Source organism: Paenibacillus sp. J2R1T-4, from assembly GCF_059692235.1.
Genome location: NZ_JCAUBA010000016.1, coordinates 139,294 through 163,230 on the forward strand (window position 1 = coordinate 139,294; position 23,937 = coordinate 163,230).

At 48.4% G+C, this 23,937-nt stretch carries 21 protein-coding genes; 5 read left to right on the forward strand and 16 right to left on the reverse strand.

The window, feature by feature from the left end; translation table 11 throughout:
* Positions 1–90: 90 nt before the first annotated feature.
* Complete coding sequence (acsA, locus tag AC58QD_RS23575; RefSeq protein WP_497337460.1) at positions 91–1,815, forward strand: acetate--CoA ligase; 1,725 nt, start codon at positions 91–93, stop codon at positions 1,813–1,815.
* A gap of 73 nt (positions 1,816–1,888) precedes the next feature.
* Here the strand turns inward: acsA and AC58QD_RS23580 are convergent, their stop codons facing one another.
* From AC58QD_RS23580 to AC58QD_RS23590, 3 genes are all read right to left on the reverse strand, one after another.
* The gene (locus AC58QD_RS23580) at positions 1,889–2,875 is read right to left on the reverse strand and encodes an ABC transporter permease (protein ID WP_497337461.1); all 987 of its coding nucleotides are present in this window, start codon (positions 2,873–2,875) and stop codon (positions 1,889–1,891) included.
* 5 nt (positions 2,876–2,880) lie between these two features.
* Positions 2,881–4,386 carry a sugar ABC transporter ATP-binding protein gene (locus tag AC58QD_RS23585; RefSeq protein WP_497337462.1) on the reverse strand — a complete coding sequence of 502 codons (1,506 nt, stop codon included), beginning with the start codon at positions 4,384–4,386 and terminating at the stop codon, positions 2,881–2,883.
* Between the two features lie 80 nt (positions 4,387–4,466).
* Positions 4,467–5,561: a sugar ABC transporter substrate-binding protein gene (locus tag AC58QD_RS23590; RefSeq protein WP_497337463.1), complete on the reverse strand. Its 1,095-nt coding sequence runs from the start codon at positions 5,559–5,561 to the stop codon at positions 4,467–4,469.
* A 326-nt stretch (positions 5,562–5,887) separates the two neighbouring features.
* Here AC58QD_RS23590 and AC58QD_RS23595 point away from each other — a divergent pair, with 326 nt between their 5' ends.
* Complete coding sequence (locus AC58QD_RS23595) at positions 5,888–7,225, forward strand: ABC transporter substrate-binding protein (RefSeq protein WP_497337464.1); 1,338 nt, start codon at positions 5,888–5,890, stop codon at positions 7,223–7,225.
* 146 nt (positions 7,226–7,371) lie between these two features.
* Positions 7,372–8,472 carry a PRK06851 family protein gene (locus tag AC58QD_RS23600; RefSeq protein ID WP_497337465.1) on the forward strand — a complete coding sequence of 367 codons (1,101 nt, stop codon included), beginning with the start codon at positions 7,372–7,374 and terminating at the stop codon, positions 8,470–8,472.
* 81 nt (positions 8,473–8,553) lie between these two features.
* On the opposite strand, the gene AC58QD_RS23605 is transcribed toward AC58QD_RS23600, so the two are convergent.
* From AC58QD_RS23605 to AC58QD_RS23645, 9 genes are all read right to left on the reverse strand, one after another.
* Entirely contained in the window at positions 8,554–9,099 is a 546-nt protein-coding gene (locus AC58QD_RS23605; protein ID WP_497337466.1) for a GNAT family N-acetyltransferase, read from the reverse strand.
* A 64-nt stretch (positions 9,100–9,163) separates the two neighbouring features.
* A complete protein-coding gene (locus AC58QD_RS23610) occupies positions 9,164–10,069 on the reverse strand; it encodes a Gfo/Idh/MocA family protein (protein WP_497337467.1) in 906 nt (301 codons plus the stop codon).
* Positions 10,070–10,087: 18 nt separating this feature from the next.
* Complete coding sequence (locus tag AC58QD_RS23615; protein ID WP_497337468.1) at positions 10,088–11,437, reverse strand: hypothetical protein; 1,350 nt, start codon at positions 11,435–11,437, stop codon at positions 10,088–10,090.
* Between the two features lie 36 nt (positions 11,438–11,473).
* Complete coding sequence (locus tag AC58QD_RS23620) at positions 11,474–12,676, reverse strand: M20 metallopeptidase family protein (RefSeq protein WP_497337469.1); 1,203 nt, start codon at positions 12,674–12,676, stop codon at positions 11,474–11,476.
* Between the two features lie 42 nt (positions 12,677–12,718).
* Positions 12,719–13,639 carry an L-serine ammonia-lyase, iron-sulfur-dependent, subunit alpha gene (gene sdaAA / locus AC58QD_RS23625; protein WP_497337470.1) on the reverse strand — a complete coding sequence of 307 codons (921 nt, stop codon included), beginning with the start codon at positions 13,637–13,639 and terminating at the stop codon, positions 12,719–12,721.
* A complete protein-coding gene (gene sdaAB / locus AC58QD_RS23630; RefSeq protein WP_497337471.1) occupies positions 13,636–14,316 on the reverse strand; it encodes an L-serine ammonia-lyase, iron-sulfur-dependent subunit beta in 681 nt (226 codons plus the stop codon). The genes sdaAA and sdaAB overlap by 4 nt, the downstream gene beginning before the upstream one ends.
* Positions 14,317–14,431: 115 nt before the next feature.
* Positions 14,432–15,496, reverse strand: a complete 1,065-nt coding sequence (locus AC58QD_RS23635; protein ID WP_497337472.1) for a dihydrodipicolinate synthase family protein — start codon at positions 15,494–15,496, stop codon at positions 14,432–14,434.
* Positions 15,497–15,499: 3 nt separating this feature from the next.
* Entirely contained in the window at positions 15,500–16,516 is a 1,017-nt protein-coding gene (locus AC58QD_RS23640; protein WP_497337473.1) for an NAD-dependent epimerase/dehydratase family protein, read from the reverse strand.
* Between the two features lie 77 nt (positions 16,517–16,593).
* Positions 16,594–17,793 carry a serine hydrolase domain-containing protein gene (locus tag AC58QD_RS23645; RefSeq protein ID WP_497337474.1) on the reverse strand — a complete coding sequence of 400 codons (1,200 nt, stop codon included), beginning with the start codon at positions 17,791–17,793 and terminating at the stop codon, positions 16,594–16,596.
* A 235-nt stretch (positions 17,794–18,028) separates the two neighbouring features.
* Between AC58QD_RS23645 and AC58QD_RS23650 the strand changes: the two genes are divergently transcribed.
* Entirely contained in the window at positions 18,029–18,724 is a 696-nt protein-coding gene (locus tag AC58QD_RS23650) for a C40 family peptidase (protein WP_497337475.1), read from the forward strand.
* 76 nt (positions 18,725–18,800) lie between these two features.
* Here the strand turns inward: AC58QD_RS23650 and AC58QD_RS23655 are convergent, their stop codons facing one another.
* Genes AC58QD_RS23655 through AC58QD_RS23665 form a run of 3 tightly spaced genes read right to left on the reverse strand, consistent with a single transcriptional unit; the run spans position 18,801 to position 22,847 of the window.
* Complete coding sequence (locus tag AC58QD_RS23655) at positions 18,801–19,862, reverse strand: zinc-binding metallopeptidase family protein (protein ID WP_497337476.1); 1,062 nt, start codon at positions 19,860–19,862, stop codon at positions 18,801–18,803.
* Between the two features lie 34 nt (positions 19,863–19,896).
* Positions 19,897–20,523 carry a response regulator transcription factor gene (locus AC58QD_RS23660; RefSeq protein ID WP_497337477.1) on the reverse strand — a complete coding sequence of 209 codons (627 nt, stop codon included), beginning with the start codon at positions 20,521–20,523 and terminating at the stop codon, positions 19,897–19,899.
* Complete coding sequence (locus AC58QD_RS23665) at positions 20,520–22,847, reverse strand: ATP-binding protein (RefSeq protein WP_497337478.1); 2,328 nt, start codon at positions 22,845–22,847, stop codon at positions 20,520–20,522. The genes AC58QD_RS23660 and AC58QD_RS23665 overlap by 4 nt, the downstream gene beginning before the upstream one ends.
* Positions 22,848–23,308: 461 nt before the next feature.
* Between AC58QD_RS23665 and AC58QD_RS23670 the strand changes: the two genes are divergently transcribed.
* On the forward strand, positions 23,309–23,554 hold the full coding sequence (locus AC58QD_RS23670) for a hypothetical protein (protein ID WP_497337479.1): 246 nt from the start codon (positions 23,309–23,311) through the stop codon (positions 23,552–23,554).
* 75 nt (positions 23,555–23,629) lie between these two features.
* Here AC58QD_RS23670 and AC58QD_RS23675 read toward each other — a convergent pair whose 3' ends face one another.
* The gene (locus AC58QD_RS23675) at positions 23,630–23,929 is read right to left on the reverse strand and encodes a hypothetical protein (protein ID WP_497337480.1); all 300 of its coding nucleotides are present in this window, start codon (positions 23,927–23,929) and stop codon (positions 23,630–23,632) included.
* Positions 23,930–23,937 lie beyond the last annotated feature (8 nt).

Here is a 23,937-nt window from a genome sequence, read left to right on the forward strand (position 1 = left end):
TACAGGACAAGTACAACTGAATCGCTTCTTCAAGAAAGGGCGAAGACAGCTCCTGTAACTACCATAGGATTCTAGGAGGAAATGACGAGGATGGACAATCAAGAAGATATTGTGCATGCAACCGCAATCAATCCGAACTTAACCAGCTACGAAGACGAGCGTGCCAATTTCAATTGGGAAGAAGTGGAGAAGCAGTTCTCTTGGTACACAACAGGCAAAGTGAACATGGCCTATGAGGCGATTGACCGCCATGCGGAATCGGATCGCCGTGATAAGGTAGCGCTGTATTACAGCGATGCGAACCGCGATGAGCAGTATACTTTCTCACAGATGAAAGCTAATTCCAATAAATTTGGTAATGTTCTTCGCAAGCTAGGAATCGGCAAAGGGGATCGTATCTTCATCTTCATGCCACGCACACCGGAATTATATTTCGCTTTGCTCGGATCGCTCAAAGTAGGCGCTATCGTTGGACCGCTGTTCGAAGCATTCATGGAAACCGCCGTTCGCGACCGTCTGGCCGATAGCGAGGCAGTAGCCATCATCACTACACCGTCGCAGTTGTCCCGCGTACCGGTTAGTGAATTACCTAACTTAAAACATGTGATCCTAGTCGGCTCCGATGTGGATGCTTCTACTCCAGGTCAAGTCAACTTTCAACAAGAAATGAGTGAAGCTTCGGAATCGCTCGATATCGAATGGCTGGATCGTGAGGATGGACTTATCCTTCACTATACGTCCGGCTCCACGGGCAAGCCTAAAGGCGTATACCATGTGCAGAATGCGATGATTCAGCATTATTATACAGGTCGCGTCGTACTCGACTTGCAGGAGAACGATGTGTACTGGTGTACCGCAGACCCGGGCTGGGTAACGGGGACCTCTTACGGGATCTTCGCACCATGGTTGAACGGGGCGACGAACGTCATCCGCGGCGGACGTTTCAGTCCGCAGGACTGGTACAGCACGCTGCAACGCTACGGAGTCACCGTCTGGTACAGTGCTCCAACGGCATTCCGCATGCTGATGGGCGCGGGCGACGATGTAGTGGCTCAGTATGATCTTTCTTCGGTTCGTCACGTTCTGAGCGTAGGCGAGCCGCTTAACCCTGAAGTAGTTCGATGGGGGATGAAAGTATACAACCAACGGATCCACGATACTTGGTGGATGACAGAGACAGGCGGCCAGTTGATTTGCAACTATCCGTCGATGGCGATCAAACCAGGCTCAATGGGCCGTCCGATTCCTGGAGTAGACGCGGCGATTGTCGATGACAGCGGCAATGTGCTGCCTCCTTATCGAATGGGCAACCTGGCGATCAAGACGCCATGGCCTTCGATGATGCGCAAGGTCTGGAATAACCCTTCGAAGTATGCGGAATACTTCCAGCTCGAGGGCTGGTACGTATCCGGAGATTCAGCGTATGTAGACGAAGACGGATACTTCTGGTTCCAAGGCCGCGTTGACGATGTGATCAACACCGCCGGTGAGCGAGTAGGACCGTTCGAAGTCGAGAGCAAGCTCGTCGAGCATCCAGCCGTTGCTGAGGCGGGTGTAATCGGCAAGCCAGATCCGCTTCGCGGTGAAGTAATCAAGGCGTTCATCTCGCTGCGTGAGGGCTTCACGCCATCGGATGAACTGAAGGCTGAGATCTCCAAGTTCGTCAAGGAAGGGCTGTCTGCCCATGCTGCGCCTCGCGAGATCGAGTTCAAGGATAAGCTGCCGAAGACTCGAAGCGGTAAGATCATGCGCCGCGTGTTGAAGGCGTGGGAGCTTGGCCTGCCAACTGGCGACTTGTCAACGATTGAAGACTAATCCTGAATAGTCAGGCTGTACAATTAACAAAAACGGTTAGAGTGTGCTGCACTCTAACCGTTTTTGTATAGGTTCACACTCTGCGGCGGTTCAAATGAATGAACGTGATCGCCAACGCGAACACCAGTACAGCGCCTTTTATAATATCGAATGCATAGTAAGGCAGGTTCAGCATGGTTAACCCGTTCAGCAGCACCCCGATCAATACGGCGCCGAAGAACGTCCCGATCACGTTAGGCTTACCCGCGCCCAGGACGGAATAGCCGACGAATACAGCGGCTACGGCTTCCATCAGCAGCGGGGCACCAGCATCGATTTGGCCGGAGCCGACGCGCGCTGCGAATAAGATACCGCCGATGGCTGCGAAAATACCGGAAAGCACATAAGCGAACGTCTTGACACGATTGACCGAAATACCGGATAGCCGTGCCGCCTCCTGATTCCCGCCGGTAACATACATTTGGCGCCCCCAGCGTGTGTATGTTAAGAATAGATGAACGAGAATAACGGCTACAAGCATGATTATTACAGGAACCGGTACACCAAGCAGCTTGCCTTGTCCGATCCATAGAAAGTCAGGATCGAATTTGCCTGGCGCTTTGGTGCCGTCGGTCATTTGCATGTTGTTATAAATGGAGAAGCCTTTTGTATACGTTTTGTGCACACCACCGATGATGTACATGATCGCCAATGTAGCTAACAGATCGGGGATTCTTACTTTAACTATAAGCAGAGCATTGAGTAAGCCAACTGCAATTCCGATCACGAGCGGTACGATAAGCACGACGATCAACGGCATCTGGAACCATACCATCATTGTAGCGACCACAACTGTAGTCAAAGATACGGTAGAGCCCACCGACAGGTCAAAGCCGTCCACGATTTGCGAAAATGTCACCCCGATAGCTACAAACGTCACGATCGAGATCGATCTCAAAATATCGGCCATATTATCGTAAGACAAGAAATTTTCATTGAGAAACGAGAACACCGCGATAACAAGAGCAATGACGAGCAATGCTCCATATTTATAGGAATAGTCGAGAAATTTCTCCTTCACTTCCATTATGCCTCCCCGCTGCTAGCGTAGTACAATATTTGCTCCTGCGTTGCTTCTTCGCGGGACAGTTCCTTCACGATGCGTCCGTAGCTCATGACAAGAATGCGGTCGGCAATCCCGAGAATTTCCGAAATTTCACTGGAGAAGTAGACGATGCCCTTGCCGCCTTGAGCAAGCTTGCCGATCAATCGGAATATATCGCTTTTCGCGCCCACATCGACCCCTTTGGTGGGCTCGTCAAATAAGTAAATGTCGGCATTCGTCGGCAACCATTTCCCTATGGCGACCTTCTGTTGATTACCTCCACTCAAATTTCCGACCAGGAGTTCCTTCTTCGAAGGTTGGATCCCTAGCTCAGCAATTCGAGCTTCGGCGTTGGCGGATTCCTTCAAGCGATTGACGAACCCGAGCCGACTGAGCGGCTTCAGAATCGGGAGCGCCAAGTTAGCCATAATCGGTAACTCAACGAGCACGCCCTGCTTACGGCGTTCCTCGGGTACGAGGGCAAGTCCGGCCTTTACGGCGTCCGCAGGCTTGCTAAGCCTTATGGCTTGACCATTCAGCTTCACTACGCCTGCATCGAGCGGATCCGCGCCGAACAGCACACGCGATAGTTCGGTTTTACCGGCACCGACGAGGCCGACAACACCGACAATCTCACCCCGGCGAACAGTCAGATCCACCTTGCGCACCTTCGTACCGGAGACGAGTCCACTCGCTTCCAGCAGCGTCTCACCTATTGCGGCAGGCAGCTTCGGAAATTCCTCCTCGAACTTCTTGCCGAGCATTTCCTCGATAACACTCTGCGTGTTCGTCTCCCCTGCCGGTTTCGTAGAAATGTGCTTACCATCCCGCATGACGGTTACGCGATCACTTATACGGAACACTTCAGCCAATCGATGCGAGATGAAGATGAGGCCGACTCCGTCCGACTTCAGACGATTCATAATCGAGAACAGCTGATCGGCTTCTTGACTGCTTAGCGGGGCTGTAGGCTCATCGAAAATAATAAACTTGGCTTGCTGAGCCAGGGCCCTTGCGATCAGCACAAGCTGCTTCTGGGCAATCGACAATTCGCCTGCTTGACGCTTCACATCGATGTGCTTCAAACCGATCGCCTCAAGCAGACGGCTCGCTTCTTGCTGCAGCTTCCTCCAATCGATCCAGCGTTGACCCGATACGATACGATCCAGCATTATATTCTCTGCTACCGTCATCTTAGGCATGAGGGCTGTATCGACCTCTTGATATACACATTGGATTCCGTATTGGATGGCGTCGAGCGGTCTTCGAATGACCAGTGCTTGTCCGTCGATTCGGATCAACCCTTCGTCTGAGGTGTACGCACCAGACAATATTTTCATCAATGTGCTTTTGCCAGCCCCATTTGCTCCAAGGAGCGCATGGATTTCGCCGCTCCGCACATCAAAATCTACTTGTTGTAACGCGCGGACGCCGGGGAATGATTTCGTAATCCCTTTCATTTCGAGCAAATTAGTGGATGTTGGCATCGCGATTTCACGCTCCTTCAATGGAAAAACCCACCGGACAGCAAGAACGTCCGATGGGATCATGCTATTTAAAGAGATCCTTATTTTTTCACTGCTGCGGCTTCGGCTTGTTTCAAATATTCCGTGTAGCCTTGCTGACTTCCACCCCAACCGTTCACGTGCTTGCTGAGATCAGCTGTAGAAATTTGTTCTTTTGGAAGCGCGCTGCGGGTTACAAACACAGGGTCCAGCACTACTTTTTCCGGTGTTTGATCGCCGTGAATTTTCTGGTACAAGTAACGAACTTGGATACGGCCGATATCTTTAGGATCTACTGCAGCTGAGGCAATCCAAGGACTCTTCGGATCTTGAATCATTTGCAGGTCCTCGTCACTCATGTCGATCCCGTATACTTTGATCTCATCGCGACCGGCTTGCTGAATCGCGCGGGATGCCCCTTTGGCGAATTCATCCCAAGCTGCCCAAACAGCAGTGATCTCGCCTTTCGGATACTTCTTCAGGATCGCTTCCATCTGTGCTTGAGTGTCAAGTGCAGTGTTCTGAGATGCCGCACCGAAAGCAGCAATTTCTTTAATGTCTTTATTCTTGTCTTGGAACGCTTTGTATGCGATTTGACGACGTTCCATAGGCGCGAATCCGGCTACCCAGATTTTCACGATATTGCCTTTACCGCCGATATCCTTTGCTAGCTGGTCGAGTGTTTGCTCGGCCATTTTCTGGTCACCCTGCTCTAACACAGTTACACCAGGAACAGTTAAAGCCGCGTCAAAAGCGACAACCGGAATTTTCTTTTCAAGAGCTCTCTTAACTCCGGCTTCCAGCGCTTCCGCTGTACCGTGGTCGATCAGGATACCGTCAACTTTTTGATTAATGGCCGCATCCAGATTGGACGCCATTTTGGCGAGATCGCCGTCAGCTGGAGTAACTGTTACCGTACCTCCAAGCTTTGTGACCTGGTCTTTTACGCCTTCGATATATTGAGCCGAGAACGTGCCGAGGTTGATCTGCATGATGAGTGCGATTTTTTTGCCTGCCAACGGGTTAGCTGCTGCTTGCTGGCCACCAGATTGGGTGTTATCCGCTGATTGATCCTGAGATTTCGTACCGCAAGCGATTAATGCAATCGACATGATGAATACGAACAAGATCAGAGTGCTTTTTCTAAAGTGTGACATGGTGTTAATCCTCTCCTATGCGGCAATTATATCCTATAATTCCTATTGAACTACTAGGTTAATATACTTTAACATGATTTTTAACATTCAGTCAATATGCAAGCATAAACGGCTTTGCCGTCCTATAAGGCGGCGTCCGCTTGGCGAAGAAATATCAGAAGAGGATGAATTTTATACTTTCTGATATTTTGAAATAGTAACTATACCTCCGCATGAGGGTTCTTAACTCTACCAACAAATCGGCACCATATCTAACAAAAAGGTAACTATAATTCCTCCCGCATATAGACTATGCTTTTCTTAAAAGCGGTAGAGGATGAATGAAGATGAAGTTGACGATGAATACAGCACTCAAAATGATTACGATACTCTTAATTGCTTTCACCGCAGCTGCTTGTAAAGAAACGAAGGTGATAACAGACCCTGTCACGGTTCATATTCTCCTTCCCGAGCCCAACATCAACACTAATCCAGGCTCTGTCACAATAGACAAATTATACTCCGATACGGCCGAGAGCTTTCACAAATTAAATCCCAACATCAAAGTGACCATTGATCGCATTCCCGCGACGCAATTTACTACCGAAGAGACAATAAAGCGACTCACAAGTAACGTTGCTCCTGACATTATGCCGCTTGATATCAGTGCACTCAAGCTTGTCTCTGAACAAGGAGCATTGTTGGATCTGCGGGCTTTGCATCGTGCTGCGGGGACCAAGGAAATCGATATCGATAAAGTAATTCTGGATTCCGTCACCATTAATGGTGAGATGCTTGCGCTGCCTAACTCCATATACCCCTATGCAGTACTATATAATAAGCAGTTTTTTGATAAGAATCAAGTACCCTATCCGCAAAGCAACTGGACATGGGAACAATTCAGAGATATTTCAAGAAAAATAACACCCGCCAATGCTCTTACACCAATCAATGGCTCTGTGTTGCCTTACATGCCTTTCATTTTTGACAGCCTTCTTGCAAGCAGCGGGACCAGATTGCTGTCGCCGAGCGGCGATACATCGGTCGGATATCTGGATAGCCCGGAGGCCGTCCGAACACTGCGTTGGCTCAATGACTATTATCGGGATGATTTAACTAAGACAAACCCCATGAGCTTTACAGATGCGGGTATCCAATTTAACAATTCTCGGACCGGGATGATTATCAGCGATCTGAATGGTTATAAATTTTATAAAACTAGATTGGGGGATCATTTGGGTGTTGCCCCTTTGCCCCGATTCGAAAACGGGAAACGTGTCAATGCAATTGCGTTTGGAGGATTCGGGATTGCCCGCCATAGCAAGCATCCTCAGGCTGCATGGAAATTTCTCGAATATCTTACCCTGACTGAGAATGAGAAGGCAGTCGAATTCGCTGATCACTACTTGACTACAAGCAAGTCCATGTCTGAAGTGTTTCATCAAGATACGGATCCAGTTAAGAGCATTTTTGTAAAAGAAATAGACTATGCTGTAAAACCGTTGGAGTACCATAATCCGTTCTTAACCCTTGCATGGAATAGAGACCTGCTCACTGAATTTCAAAGCCTGCTGATGACCGATCATGCAGATATCCCTGAAAAGCTGCATCAGCTTGCTCTAAAGCTGGATAAAGAGCTGCAGCGCTCGAGAACGGAGCATGATCGTCAGATCACAAATCCTTAGCTTTGGTTGAATCGCAGTCATGCCGAATTCCACGTTATCCGAAATGCGGATGCGTGGTTTTTTTATTGTTTAGACTCACCATTTCTTTTTTGAATTAATACGATGAATTATGCATCATGACACTAGTCTAGAAAGGTGTGGCGGTTATGACTGGGAGCATCATAAATTTTTATGCAAGCGGTAATACAGCTCGCGGCTTTGCCAACCAGTTCGATTCGTCTGTACAAGGACTTGAGCGGCTGTATATTCTAAATGGGGGGCCTGGAACAGGAAAGACAAATATCATTCGAGCAATTAGCGATCATATGGCCCGCATCGGCTATGATATCTGGTTAATTCACTGTGCCTCGGACAATGGCGAGTTGGATGGAGTGATTGTTCCCGATCTGAAGGCAGGGGTTATCGATGGAACAGCCCCTCGTGAGATTAATCACCAGCTATCCGCAGAAAAAGTGCAGTACATCCATTTGGATGCTGCATTGGATCCGGGTCAACTGGTTGATCAGCAATCTACTATCGACAGCTTGAATATCGATATCGCTCAAGCATATGAACGCGCTTATTCCGGATTCGCCGAAGCGCTTCGCATACATGACGAATGGGAAACGATTTACATTGCAAATATGAATTTTCTGGCTGCTGATGAACTGACCAACCGTTATATCCACCAAATCCTGTACGGGGATCAAAAGTGTGAGAAGCAGAGCAGAGTGGACCACCGGTTCCTGGGAGCCGCCACACCAAGGGGCGCGGTGGATCATGTGCCGAATCTGACCGAGGGCTTAAAACGGTATCTAGTGAAAGGTCGCGCGGGATCCGGAAAATCCACAATGTTGAAGAAAATCGCTGCCGCTGGAGTCGAACTAGGCTTCGATGTTGAGATTTACCACTGCGGCTTTGACCCGAACAGTTTGGATATGGTCATAGTACGGGAGTTGGGATTCGCGATTTTTGACAGCACCGCCCCGCATGAATATTTCCCTGACCGTTCCTCCGATGAGATCGTGGATATGTATGAGCACTGCATTAATCCGGGTACGGATGAAGCGCACGCGAGTTCGATTAGCGAGATCAAGGAACGTTACTCTGCCAAAATGAAAGAATCGATCCAGCACCTGTCCATCGTCAAATCTCTTAATGACCAACTAGCTCAAATCTACATTCAGGCTATGGACTCTCAATATGTCGATCAGGTCAAGGATAAGATTCAGCAGGCTCTCACCAGCCAGGCTGCTAACAGCGTTTGAGAACGTGCCTCCGCAAAAAAAAGGGACGATCCAAAGTGAACCTCACGGCCTTTGGATCGTCCCTAATTCGTCCCACAAGATCTAAATAACGTTCCGGCCAAGCTGCTGCTCGATCAATGCCCACCCTTCTGCACACTTCTCGGTGTGCATCACGGGCTGGAAGCCAGCCTTCAAATACATATTGACCGCAGTCCAGCTGGTTGTCTGGGTAGTTAAGTAGGCGCTTTGATGGCCTAATTCAACTAACGTTAGCAGTGCTCGGGATAACAGCGGTTTAGCCAGCTTCTTGCCCTGTTCCTCAGGGATGACGGCCACCCAATGGATGCGTCCTTGCAGCTGCCCTAGTGTATCGCCACGCCAAGCATTCGTAGTTCCTACTAATCGACCCTCGGAATTGACGAGGAACCAGCAGCGCAGCTTCATCTCATCAAAATGCGGCCTGAACTCTCGTTCGAACCGAGCTAGAGCAGCTTCTACATGAGGAAACTCTCCGGCAAGCGTCTCGATCTCAGCCCACACCAGCTCGTCCCCTTCCTGGAACAATCTTAATGAATACCCTTCCGGCAATGCTGCTTGAGGAATTTCATTCAGATGTTCCAGAGCCATGAACAGTTCCACATATTTCATGCTAATCAGGCCTCCTCTTGATCACAAGCAGTCACCTAACAGCCTCTAACATATCGCATCGGATCTAGAGCTTAACGGTCAATCCGCTTTCACGGCTCTCATTCGCCGCTTCGATGAAACGAATCACTTCCAAGGTTTCAGTGAAATCAATCGCTGGAGCATTGCCCTGGAACATCGGCATGATCTGCTCTAGCAAGCTAGCATAATAAGGCTTTGGATTGGAGTAAATATCTACGAATTGAGAGGTTTTCTCTCTATGAATAGTAGCGCCGAATTTATTGTTGCCTTTGCGGTTCCCGCGAACAGTTCCCACTCTGCCGTCAGACCAACGTCCTACAATGATATCATGATCATCATTAGTAGTAACCGTTACACTCTCGCATCCTGTGCCGAATGCCGCATAGAGCATTTCGACCGAATGAATGCCGTACCAATAAAAACCAGGCTGAGTCGGTTGGATCGCCATCGGACCAAATGTGTCGACACCAATAATCGCGCCATTGTCTGTATCCTTAAGGGTCTCCACGAATCCTTCGGCATAGCGCAGGGCGGATGTACTCATCACAGGGATGTTGTACTGTTTGGCCAGAGCAGCAATTTGCTTAGCATCTTCTGAAGTAACGGCCAGCGGCTTGTCGATATAAACCGGCTTGCCAAGTGGTGCGATTTTACTGAACTGCTCCAAATGCACACGACCATCTACGGATTCCAGGAGAATCGCATCGGATAGCTCAGCGAGCGCCTCGACGGAATCTACGATCTGAAGGCCGTACGTGTCACGAAGAGTATCCGTGAAGCCTTGTACCCGTGAGATACTGAGTTCAAAATCAGGAGAACCGCCCGGGAAAGCAGCGACTACTTTACCTCCCGGCACATGATAAGCATGACTAGAATCATTCAACAGTTGAGTAAAGGCAGTAACGTGGGATGTATCCAATCCAATAATTCCGATTTTTAAGGGTGCTGACATTTTACATTCCTCCTCTGATTATCGAACCAATTCATTCAAGAAAGACAATCTGTAAATCTGCTTAGGTCTGCCCTTGGACTTCCCTTTTTCTTCGCCAATAATCTCAATGAGTCCGCAATCCAGCCACGCCAATAGAAATCGGTGCGTACTGCGTACTGTAACCCCAAGCACTGAGGCTAAATCCTGCGCTGTATAGTCTGTTTTGCCGAATCGCGTCACATGGGCAACAAGTTTACTCATATAACCCGATGTAAGTCCTGCCTCCTCCGCTCGTTTCAGCAGATTAGCATCAATCAGAGACAAATCATACTCATGCGGATGGGTCATCTCAAGAGGCCCGATCACACTCTTGTCTTCGCGAACGATGAAGCAAATATCTCCGCCAGTTTCCTTCGAATTGCGCAGCGCTAGCCGGGCATGCGTGCCTGCTTCGTTGGCGGAGCGGCCGAATCCGATCCCGATGCTCAGGCTCAAGCCATAATACTTCTCGGCAATACGAGCGAGTGGAATCGATTTGTACCCATAGGTTTCACGTTCAAAAATACCACGGGTCGTAATAAACAAATATTCATTGCCGCCCATATGTGTCAAATGACCGTCTAGTGACTCTACATAACCAAGCAGCATCCTGTGAATATCCAGCTTCAAGCGCTGCACTTCGTGCTCAGATGACCGTTTATTGGCGATCCGCTCAAAATCATCCACATGGATAAAGCCTACTACAATCTGTGATTCTTTGCTCCGGCGTGTTTCGGTCGATAATAAGGAACGCTCCAAGTTGACGATGATGTCCTGCTCGGTTGGCTGCATCCACTCATTCGGTATCCCTAGCTCCGTCAATTCATCTGCTACGGAGCCTATACCGGTTAACACCGCTTGGGCTCGTCCGCTTCGGAATTGCTCTACATGGAAGGAGACAACCGCTTCCTTGCTGACAAACTCTGCTCCGTTGGAATATTCCAATATTCCCGGAGTTTCGCCTAACTCTTTATAAGCTCGTTCCACGACTTGTCTGCTTAAGGTGTCAACCGAAATATTTTGAAGACCATACCTCTTCTCCATACGGAAAAGCGCCCGGAACAACCCTGAACCGGTAAGTGGTACATAATGAACCGGAATCTTGAAATTCACATTCTCGATCGCGAGTCGGTAAGGTAGCGGACCTGAGAAGAGGAGCACTTCTACTTGCCCCTGTTCAACTAGCTCCCTGGCAAGCTCAGGAGCTTCTTCTTCGTGTCGATATACTCTCGAAACCGCATCAAAAGATGGGAATCCCTTGAGGCAATGATTCATTTTTTCCACTAAAACCTCGGGACCTATGATTCCTATCGCAATCCCTTTCGTTTCTTCGTTGCTTGATTCCGGCATGGTAAGCCTCCAGTAAATAGTGTGACGCCTTTCTTCTTATGTTGCGCTTAACCGATTTAACGCCACCGCTGCGAGCAGAGACGCGCCAAGCGGCAAACATTCCTCATGTAAAGTAAACTTCGGATGGTGCAGACCATACGCTTGCTCAGCACCTTCTTGCGGTCCGGACCCTAGCCAGAAAAAGCAGCCTGGCACATGCTGCAAATAGATCGAGAAGTCCTCACCCGCAAGCGTTGGTGCTGCTTCAACTCGGTTCTCTCTGCCGATTAAGGCGTCCGTCACTTGCTCCACATGCGCTACACAAGAATCGGTACTGACTAGAACAGGAGTCAAATCCACATAATTAACGGTTGCTTTACAGCGATAGGCTTCCGCTATGGATCCCGTGATCCGTTCAATTCTTTCCTTCATTGTGCTCTGAACCTCTGCCGAGAACGTTCGAATCGTCCCGGTCATCTCTGCTCGATGGGGAATAACATTGTAGGAATCCCCTGCATGAAGCTTCCCTACCGTCACCACAACCGGAGCAAACGGGGATATCTCACGACTCACTGCAGTCTGAAGACCCATCACGATTGCTGAACCCGCTACAACCGGATCGATGCTCTGATCAGGGATAGCGCCATGGCCGCCCTTACCTTGCAAGGAAATCTCGAGGCGATCTACAGATCCCATTAATGATCCGTACCGTGTAGCTACTTTCCCAGCAGCAAGTGTAGGAAGGTTGTGCAAGCCGTAGATTTCGTCTACTCCTTCTAATGCACCTTGCTCCACCATCAGTCTTGCACCCTGATTAATCTCTTCGGCCGATTGGAAAAGGAAACGGACACGCCCATGCAGCTTGTCCCGCTGCTGCATTAACAGACGCGCTGCTCCTAACAGCATCGTCGTATGCGCATCGTGGCCGCAGGCATGCATGACTCCACTGCGCTCCGAAGCGAACGGCAGATCTGTCTCCTCTTGAATCGGCAGCGCATCCATATCAGCGCGAAGCGCTACGGTAGGACCTGGGTAGGCTCCCTGCAGATCGGCGATAATTCCATGTGCACCAACGCCTGTCCGAATCTCGTAGCCCAACATTCTAAGCTCTGCTGCTACTTTCGCGGCAGTATCCGATTCTTGCAAGCTAAGCTCCGGATTGCGATGCAGATCGCGGCGAAACTCCACAAGCCCTTCCTCTAGCTGCTTACCAGCTCCAAGCAATTGCTCTAGCACGTCTGATGAACTTGCTGCTGACACTGTGATTCACCTACCTATCTCGTTCTTCTTCACTAATAAATTCTAACTGGAGGGCTCCTGTTCCTGCCCCTCTTTTGTTTTTGTTTTTCCTTTGCGATACAGCTGATTCATGATTTCTTTGCCGGTAGGGGTCTGCGCCAGTCCGCCCTTAGCGGTTTCACGATGGGCTTCCGGCATGGCGCTCCCTACCTCAAGCATAACTTGAATCACTTCATCCGAAGGAATTACACTTCGCACACCTGCTAATGCCATATCGGCAGCAGCAAGCGCATTAACGGCGCCAAATCCGTTGCGCACGATACACGGAATTTCTACAAGTCCGCCAACCGGATCGCAGATGAGCCCTAATGTGTTCTTAAGCGCGAGACCGACAGCATGAGCGGCTTGTCCTGGTGTACCCTCACGCAATTCAACCATTGCACCGGCCGCCATCCCGATAGCAGAACCGACTTCAGCTTGACAGCCGCCTTCGGCACCCGATACAAAGGAATTGTTAGCGATTACGTAGCCGATAGCACCGGCAGCGAACAATCCCATCACAAGTCGATCGTCATCCCATCCGAATCGTTTCTGGCTGCTGACAAATACACCTGGAATGATACCGCATGAGCCGGCTGTTGGCGTTGCGATGATGCGGCCCATGGATGCATTCACTTCCGAGACCGCAAGCGCGTTAGCCATAGCTTCACAAGCAATATCTCCGACACAGGCATCCCCTGCATCCATGTACTGCATGACACGTTGTGCATCACGACCCGTCAATCCGCTGCGTGAGGTTGTGTCCTCTGTTAAGCCTTTGCGAACCGCTTCTTTCATAATCTGATAATAAGCGGCCATCTTGCTATATTCATGCTCTGCCGATCGGCCCGATTCCAAAGCTTGCTCTTCGAGCATTAATTGTCCAATAGATTTGCCTTCTTGCTCACATAGCTGTACCAGTTGCTTCAAGGTGCGGAATCTCATGGTTGGCTCCTTTCCGTGAGATCAACTTTTTTCACTTCCCGTACGGTAGAAAGCTGCTCAATCTCTCTTATTAATTCGTCTGATATAGCACCATCGACATCGATTACTGTTATAGCTTCCCCGCTTCTGCCTCTTCGATCCACGGACATATGGCCGATGTTCACGTTGTCGCGGCTCAGCAGACGAGTCACCTCAGCAATCATCCCAGGCCGATCTTCATGAAAGACTACAAGAGTTGGATACATAGCGGTAAATTTGACATCAAAATCGTTAATGCTAAGCATTTCAATATTACCGCCGCCAATGGATGCACCTACAACCGTAACTTCCCGCTCTCCTGCGCGAACAACCAGCTTAGCTGTATTCGGATGGGGAAAGTGCCCATTGCCGGGACGAAATTGTATCGTGACGCCTAATTGCTCTGCAATAGAAATTGAAGTTGGGATGCGATAATCATCTGTGTCAAAATCTAATAAACCGCCAACAATAGCCAGATCTGTCCCATGTCCTTGATACGTATCGGCAAAAGAACCGTAAAAAATAATTTCAGCTTGCTCAGGAAGCTCTCCCAATACATGGCGCGCTACTCGCCCGATGCGCACAGCGCCTGCTGTATGAGAACTGGATGGACCCACCATGGCTGGGCCTATAATCGAAAACACATCTTTAAATCGCATCCGCAATCCCCTCATCTCTATTTCACACATTAAGCTTATTCTTATCCTATTCTATGCGGATTGTGCATGAATGGATAAAAACGGACAGTACTATGACTGTCCGTCCAATGTCCGACTACTTCAGCCAGTCGCTTAAATTTGCTTTTACAAAATCATCATCGTTCAGATGCGGGTAATCGCGATACATCCGATCGATCTCTTCCGATTGCCCAGGGGACAATACTTCATGCGGGTTCAAGCACCAAACTCCTTGCAACAATCCTTGACGGCGAAGCACCTCATGAATCCCCGGAATGCAGCCTGCAAAATTGTTAGCAGGATCGAAGAACGCTGCATTCGTTTCCGTTACATCGATATTACGAGTCAGCCAATCCGCAGACAAGGTTGCATCGTTGCGAACTTGTTTCACTTCTTCTAACAACTCTACCGCTTTTTTAGTCCAGACGCACCAGTGTCCAAGCAGACCTCCGACGATCTTCTTCTCAACTGTTTGTCCATCCACATTGAAACGATAAGTAGTTAGCAAATCCGTAACGATGTTGTCGTCATTTCCTGTGTAAAGGGCAATTTCATCACGGCGATTGGAATAACAAACCGCGCGCACAACGTCGATAGTCTGATAACGGTTAAAAGGAGCCATCTTGATCGCTACTACCCCTTCAATGTCGGCTAGCTGCCGCCAGAAGTTGAAGCTGAATATACGGCCGCCAACAGAAGGCTGCAAGTAGAACCCGATAACAGGAATGATCTCAGCTACGGCGCGAAGACGCTCCAGATGCTCTTCCTCGCTCCAGTCTTTAAGACCGCCCATGCTTACAAGCGCAGCATCATAGCCGAGTCTCACCGCAATAGAAGCTTCATTAAGAGCTTGCGCGGTTGGACCGCAGACGCCTGCAACCTTGATAAAAGGACGATCCAAGTTAGCATTGTCCACTTCTTCAGCAGCAAGCTTCAATACAGGCTCGTACAAGTTCCATTGAGGCTCGCGGATTTCGAACTGTGTGGAGTGAACGCCTACAGCAACTCCGCCTGCTCCAGCAGCTATATAATAACGTGTAAGCGCACGTTGGTGCTTTTCGTCCAGCTTGCGGTCTTCCGTTATCGCTAACGGTTGAGCCGGAATGACGAGACCGTCGTGCAGCGCCTTGACTTGCTCGGTACTTAACGGTTTACGTGCCATGGCTTAGTATTTCCCCTCTCTTTCTTGGAAGTGAGTTGGCTTGTTCCAAGTTTTACCGTCTGCCAATACCCATTCCGCAATCCAGTCGATCATTTGCAATAAACTAACACGCGGATAACCGAAGGTCGCATGTGCTTTTGAGCTGTTGCTCAGAAGAGCTGTATCTGCTTCTTGTCCAACGATGTTAGGCTGTACACCCAGACGCTTGGCGAACTCTTGAGCTACCCAACGCAAGGATACGGTCTCTGGACCTGACATATTGAATACCGCTGGAGGTGTGCTGCACACGTTCAAGCAACGAATCGCCCACTCGTTAGCATCACCTTGCCATACTACATTCGCATGGCCCATCGTTACATCAATCGGCTCACCGGCCTTAACCGATTTGGCCATCTCCAGAAGGACGCCATAACGCAAGTCGATCGCATAGTTCAAGCGGTAAATCGCCATTGGAATATCGTATTTATGAGAAAAGCTTTCGAATACGCGTTCACGGCCGAGACACGACATCCCGTATTCTCCATTTGCACCTGGAGGCGTTTTTTCTGTTGCACCGCCTGAATAAACCGGAGTTAAAGGGTAAACATTACCAGTAGAGAATACGACGATGCGGGAATTCCGATATTTCTCAGCAACACGGCCTGGCAAGTAGGAATTCATAGCCCAAGTGAAGTGCTCGTTACCAGTAGTTCCGAATTTGTTACCGGCCATGTAGATTACATTCTTAACATCCGGAAGCTGTTGAAGCTGGTTGTCATTAAGCAAATCAACCGAGATCGTCTCAATTCCGTCGGCTTCCAATTCTGCCTTCAATTCTTTATCAGAAAAGCGGGATGCACCGTAAATCTTTTTGCTTACCCCCGCTTGCTTTAATGCATTTTGTGCAAGACGCGCCAAGCTCGGCCCCATCTTACCGCCAATTCCGAGCAACATAATGTCGCCGTCAATTGCAGCAATGTCACGTACGAGCGCCTCTGAGGGCTCCGCCAGTTTGGCTTCCAGTTCGCTAATCGTTTTCATAAATGCTCCTTTCAAAACGTGAGATTTTCTTATTCCTAATCCTATCTTAAACGATAGCTTAATTTAGAGACAAGTCTTTAAATGGTCCAAATATATAGGGATAAAAGTCTATAAAAAGTCTTTAAATGCTTGCCGCATAAACTGGCCGCAATTGCATTGTGAAAGCGTGCACGTAAGCTTGCAACGGACTTGGAACGTCCGTAATGGACTCGGTTCGTAAGTAATGTAATGGTTAGCCCGTACTCAGGATCCACATATAGACTGGTTCCCGTAAATCCGGTATGGCCGTAACTCCGCTCCGACAACAAATCACCCGATGCGTCGAAAGAATCCCCCTTCAACACCCAACCAAGACCGCGATGACCCGTGGACAAGGCTCCTGTATGACTGCGGAGGGCGGCGCGCACCGTTGGAATGGACAGGAATCGTGTCCCTTCAGCGGTGACGCCCTCGTTCAACCACATCGACGCATAGCGGGACAAGTCCCGCGCCGTCGAGAACAAGCCGGCATGGCCGCTCACGCCGCCCATGGCGGATGCATTCTCATCGTGCACGGTGCCGATGCGATAGGCTTGCCCTGCCTCGTCCCACTCGGTGGGCGCGATTGCTGCGCTGCCCGGCGACTCGGGGGCAGCGGCAGCCTGCGGCAGCGGGCGATAGCCGCTGCCGAGCATGCCGAGCGGCTGCAGCACATGCGTGCGGGCAGCCTGCTCGAGCGGCTCGGCGAGCAGCCTCGCTGCAAGCTCGCCCAGCACGATGAAGCCCAAGTCGCTATAGACGACTTGGGTCCCTGGCTCGTGCTGGAGCGGCAGAGCGAATACGTGCGCGACGATCTCTTCGCGCGTCCAGCCTTGCGAATGCAGCTTCGCAAAAGGCTTAAGCCCGGCTGTGTGCGTAAGCAGTTGACGGATCGTTATGGAGGACTTGGTCTCTGATTCAAACTCGGGTATGTACAGCGCGATTGGATCATCCAACCTCACTCGTCCGTCCTCGAGCAGCTTCAACACAAGCGGCAAAGTAACAACCACTTTGGTAAGAGATGCACAATCGTAGACGGTGTCTGATTGCACGGAGCGGTGAGGGGCATCTGATGCCGCTGCATTGCCTACAGCATATATAATCTCTTGTCCCTGGCGACCGATGACAGCTACCCCTCCTGGAATGACCTGTGCGTCCACCTCTCTGTCAATGATTTGGAAAGCCTTCAACAGTTTGTGCGGATTTAGTCCCATTTGCTCTGCATTTTCCAGGCCATGTGTTATACCATTTGAGTTCATATTTTTTCTCCTATCATTGAGGGATCCATACCTGTAATGGTAGATTGTAACGCCATACTTTGTCACTCCTAATCTAGCATATTTATCCGCTCCATGATAACTTGGGCCATTCTTGGTATATATATCATCAGCGGCCGAAAAATGGTAACTTTTTGTCAATGACGACCCCTTACTCCATTGGTTACTATATAGATAGTCTTCATATTTATACTTACATCAAAGGAGGAATTAACTTTTGAAGAAAGCATTACTATTGGGACTGGCGATATCCTTATTTGCGCCAACAGCCGTACAAGCCGCCACTTATGAGACGGAGATTGAGAGAGGTGTGAACTTCCGATCCGCTCCGAGCACCAACGCATACATATTCAGAATGATTCCAAAAGGCGAAGACATCCATGTCATTGAGAAGGTCAACAGCTACTGGTTAAAAATCAAGGTTCAGGACGGTACGGAAGGTTTCATTTCAGCCGATTCCAAATATACGGACTTTAAAGGAAGCTCAGGCGGCTCTAGCGGCGGAGCGGACAGCGGCTCAGGCCCCTCAAACCCAGTTGCAGATCGCATTATTAACCACGCCAAGAGCCTTATGGGTAAAGTAACCTACGATTTCGGAACGCGAAATCCATCCCGATTAATTTTCGACTGCTCCTCTTTCACAGAGTATGTGTTTGAACAACAGGGAGTCAGCTTGAAATGGGGGACAAGCCAGCAGCAGCATGAAGGCGTCGCGGTGAGTAAGAGCAACCTTCGCAAAGGAGATCTTGTCTTCTTCACCACAACGAGCAGCGGCACTGTCAATCATGTAGGTATCTATATCGGGAATGGGCAATTTATACATAACAAGCCATCCAGTAATGGTGTAGCGATCAATTCACTGGAAACAGGCTACTGGAAAGACCATTATCTCAAAGCCAGAAGAGTGTTGTAAAACAGAATATAACCTCTCGAGAATTTCTCGAGAGGTTATTCTTTCTGTCAAAGCAATGCCTATATGTTAACTATGACTATAACTCATCATCGATCGGGTTCAAATTCTCATTCCCGGACAGGTGAACGATCATGTCAGTCAGCAGCTCAATCTCCAGCTCTATATCGCGCAAGCTGGCTGTTTCCACCGGCGCGTGCATATAACGAAGCGGCAGCGACACGAGCGATATGGGCACACCTTGACCTGTTGTGCGCATCTTATCCGCATCGGTTCCCGTATGGCGCGGGGTGAGCTCATACTGAAGAGGAATGTTGACCCGTTTCGCACTAATCTCAAGTAATTGATTAATTTTCCTGTTGATCGGAGCCCCTTTCGCAAGAACTGGCCCTCCGTCTAACCGGACGATTTCGTTCTTGGTGGAAGCTCCCGGATAATCGGTTGCGAACGTTACATCAATGGCAATAGCCATATTAGGGGATAATCCGGCGGCGGCGAAATAGGCTCCACCCATATTCGTCTCTTCGTTCACCGTGCTCACCGCGTATAGTCCGACATTGGCCCCTCTCTGTGCCACCCGCCGCAATGTCTCCGCCGCAATGAATGCACCTGTCCGATTGTCGAGTCCACGCCCGCTGATACGATCATTAAGCAGCTGCTCAGGCTCTCGCTTGTATACAGCGAGGTCGCCTACTTGCACGAGGCTAGTGAGCTCTTCCTTGCTCTTGGCTCCGCAGTCAATGAAGATGTCTGAGAACTCGAAGTTCTCTTTCAGACCTCCATGGTGCTGAGCATTTGCACCGATTACTCCCGTGATGTCCCCGCCGTACCCGAGTATATTTACCTTCATCCCAACTGCCAGCTTCTGACTAATCCCGCCCAACGCTTCCACATACACGAAGCCTTTGTCATCGATTCGGCTCACAATGAGTCCAATCTCATCGCAATGGCCAGCAAGCAGCACCTTGAAAGGAGCATCGGGATTAATAATTCCGATCGCATTACCTGCCAGATCCGTTCGAACTTCGTCGGCGTGCGGCTTGACATATTCCATCCATTTTCGTTGCAGCATCCACTCCTGACCCGATGGTGACGGGGTGCTCAGCAGCTCAAGAAGAAATTGCTTGGCTTGTGTGTCCATATGAATAAGTTCCTTTCTAATTGCAGTGTCAGCTTTATTTGTAGTACGGACTTTTGATAAACTTTTCAATCGCTTCCGACCGTGTTTCTACTCCGAGCTTGTCATAGATTCTACGTTGATAATTATCGATCGACCGTTTGCTGATATGGATTCGTTCACTAATTTGCTCCAGGGTTGCCCCTTTTATGATCATACTCAAAATGGTTACTTCATCTTCCGTTAACATGGGGTCTTCGTTCATCGCTGTCAGCCTTAACTTATGCAATGCCGAGCGGGGGATAACAATATGATTCTCCAGTACACAGCCAATCATATTCTTAATGGCCCCGCGTGTCGTTCCCTTTGAAATAATGGCGCTAACTTGAAGCTCCAGGAAATTATTAATCATGTCGGTAACATCCACCCCCGTGAATATGACGACATGGGTGTCCGGGTAAGTACTCTTGATCTTCTTGGCAATATCCGTACCAACCTGATCCGGCAATTGATAATCGAGGAATACCATATCCGGTTTGTGAGACTCCATCAGCTCCATGCATTTCTGGCCATTAGGCGCAATGTCTAATACTTGTATATTCTCAATTTGCTCTAACACGGATTTCGTAGCTTCTGCCATCAGCGGGTGGTCATCAACGACAATAACAGTTATCGTCTTACTCATGCTGTCAGCCCTTCTTTCAAAGGAAATGTCGCCCTGAATTTATATCCGTTCCCGGGGCTGGTTTCCAGTTCGAAATGGCCGCTCAAGGATAAAACACGGCTCTTCATCTGCTCCACCCCTATTCCAGGAGAGCCAATTTCACCCGACACGGCTCCCTCCCTCTTCTCATAACCAATTCCATCATCCTCGTAGTCGAAGACAATATGAGTATGACTAGCTTTTAGGTAAAGGCGGACCGTCTTGGCATGAGAATGCTTCTTGGCGTTATTAATTAACTCTTGTGCTATGCGGAAAAGATGGCGTTTTGTTTCCAGATCCGTTTTCTCAATAATCGGCGCCTGGACGGAGTAAAATTCAATGTTAAAGTCACTGATCGCCTTCTCAAAACGTACAAGCTTCTCCATTGTAGGAATGAGCCCAATTTCTTTGAGTAAATAAGGGTGAAGCTCGAAGCAGCTTTGCCTTAAGTTCGAATTGATAACATCAATATAGTCAACCATACTCTTCATTTGCAATTGATCTTCTTCCCTGAACGCATATTTCTCGAGCAACGTATGTAACCGATCCTTAAGGAAGAACAAATCCTGCATAGTGGTGTCATGGAGATCAGTAGCGATACGAACCCGTTCCCTCTCCTGCAATTCAAACGTCAGCTTACGGAACCACATGAAATCATTAGACGCTTGTTCGTTCGGAATTTGGGCAGCCAAATGCTGCAATTTCTTAGTCAACTTACGCACCAGGTGAATGTTCTCCAAGCACACGGACAAATAAGTAATGATCAGCTGCAGCCATTGCGTCTCTTCCAAGCCTAGCATAGTATTCGTCTTTTTACGGGTCATGATCAAATAACTTGTGAACTCCTCATGTCGATTGATCTCAAACAAGGTATATTCATTGTGCTCCAACTGGCCGCTATCAATGATTTGCTCCACTTCCCGCTGATCTATGCGTCCTTCACTTATGAACTCTGTAGTATCTTTGTACTTGAATACGATTGCTCCGCCTACAACCTGAAGCGAATTGACAATATCCATTAAAAAGATTTCTTTCAGCTGCCTGAAGCTGGATATACTGCCTAGATTCTTGGCTATTTTTCTCAAGGCGACTTGAAGCTGATGCTTGCGCGGGAATATCGTAGACTCTAGCATGGTTGTGAAATATTCAAGTGAATACAAGATAAGACTGAGAATAAGAACAAACAGGATGAATTCTACAACCATCTTCCCGGCTGTCAGATCATTCGGGGCAAGCATCTTGGTCAGAAGCACCATACCCGCACTGGGCAGTAATGATATAAGTATTGTGAACACCAGTCTTCGCAGGATCAAATCGATATCATACAGCTTACGAGAAATAATTAAATAAGCGAAGGTTAGTGGAAAAATCAGAATAAAAGCCCCCATATATAAGGGGTCTGCCCACATCGTTTGGAATAAAACAAGAGGAAGAAGGGAGAAACATACAACAGGGGCAAAGGAAATAAAGATGGATGCCCAGATCGTTTTGATTATGGTTGAGGCAAATGACTTCTCCTTGCGGTATTTCAAGAACAATCGAAGCAACAGGAAGAAATTAAGCAGCAGCCCTACGATAAAAAACGTCACAATCAACAGCGTTCCGTAGTAATTGATCTCGTAGATATAAGGAAACGGGATGAAATAGGTGGCACTAGCCAACATCCACATCACAACGAAGCTGTACATATATTTGATCGATTTCGTATAGAGACGAATTTTGCTCTTCTCTTGCAAGAAATTGACCAGGAAGCTCATGAACATCACAGGCAATAAAACCAGTAATGTCCCGATCATAAATTTGCCCAGCTCATCCCCGCGGAGTGAGGCGACAAGAGACATGAAGATGGCTCCGATTATGGAGAAAAAGAACGCCAGGTAAACAGCAGACTTGGAACGCTTCATCTTTCGGTAAAGAATAAAAGCCAGTACAAAACTTAAAATCTCCCCGATCAAGGACGCAATATCGTAGAGTGAATAATGCTTAACAGCACTCGTGGATAATAGCTGCTCTTGTCCATCGCGTGATATCAAGATTGTATCCGCCTGTTCGATCATTCTCCATTTGCGAATAGTAGAATAATCGCTTGGGGCTTTGCCATCGACCTTCAGTACCCGGTCTCCAATCTGAATCCCAATCTCCGCAGCAATGTTCCTTGATTCAAAATGAGTAATTCTCCATTCCTTCACTCCATTGTTCATGACATGAATACCCATGGACGGGTAGCTGAACAAAATATGTATAAACCAAATTTGGATTACAACAAAGGCAGCGATTACAATTTTCATAATATTTTTACTATTCACACTTTTCAACTCTTCCTTTCATTGCTAGATTGCTATAAAATTAAATCAAATAGAAAAGAGGTGATACTATATGGTCGCTGCAGTAACATGGTCCCCACACTTACAAAAGATTGTGCGAAGCTTAGTCCTTCCAAGCGGGTCTGAAAATGGTAACCTAAACGAAACCGATATTTCTTTATTGTCCCCCATCGAGCAGCAAGCCGTCCAATCCATACTCCTCCGCAAATCCATGAATGATCCAGGTGAACCTGAAATTCCCTGGAACTAGTATGCCTAATATTTTATCAACAAAAAAAGAGATTGTATATTAGGGATTGGTCACTCCTTATATACCGGTTTCTTTTTTTTTGCATTAAATACATGCAATATGTTGCAAGCGGCGCTAATCCATACTATGATGATTAAAGATATGTTCTTGGTTAAGGACTGTTGAGAATAGGATCGGAAAGCGGGGAGTCGGAATGCTGCCTTCAAGCCATACGAAAAAGATAGATTTGTCTAAGCTTGAGGACGAGAATATACTCTCGATCGCTATTCGAACCGAATTGCAGCTGAATCACAATCGGATCCATCTGCTTATGGATTTCAACAACAATCATGATTTCGTCAAGGAAATTTCTGAGAAGATAACTTATAGAATGCAGAATATGAAGGAAATATCGAACAACGTTATCCTGACGGAGGAAATGTTGCAAAGCGATGAGTAAAGATGAAGCGAACGAGGCTGTCTCTCAGGTCCAATCAGACCTTAGGAGTCAGCCTCTATTGTTATTACCGATTCCCTACACGAATGTAAACTCAAAGCCCGCCTTCATCGAGGGCTGCTCATACTCTAATCTCGTCCCGGTCTCTTCGAACAATCGAAATAATGAATAGGTTAAGTCCGGAATAGGCTTGCGCAGCAGCTCACCCACATTCTCACGAATTTCTCGGACAAGCGTCGCGTAAGTGTCCTGTTCATTAATCTCCTTGCGCTTCTCTTCTGCAGTCTTTCCCGTGAACAAATATTGCCGGGTCTGCTCCCCCTGACTGCCATTCGCCAGAGCAGCTAATATTTCGCCCCGGCTCATCACCATCGCCAAGTCTAAAC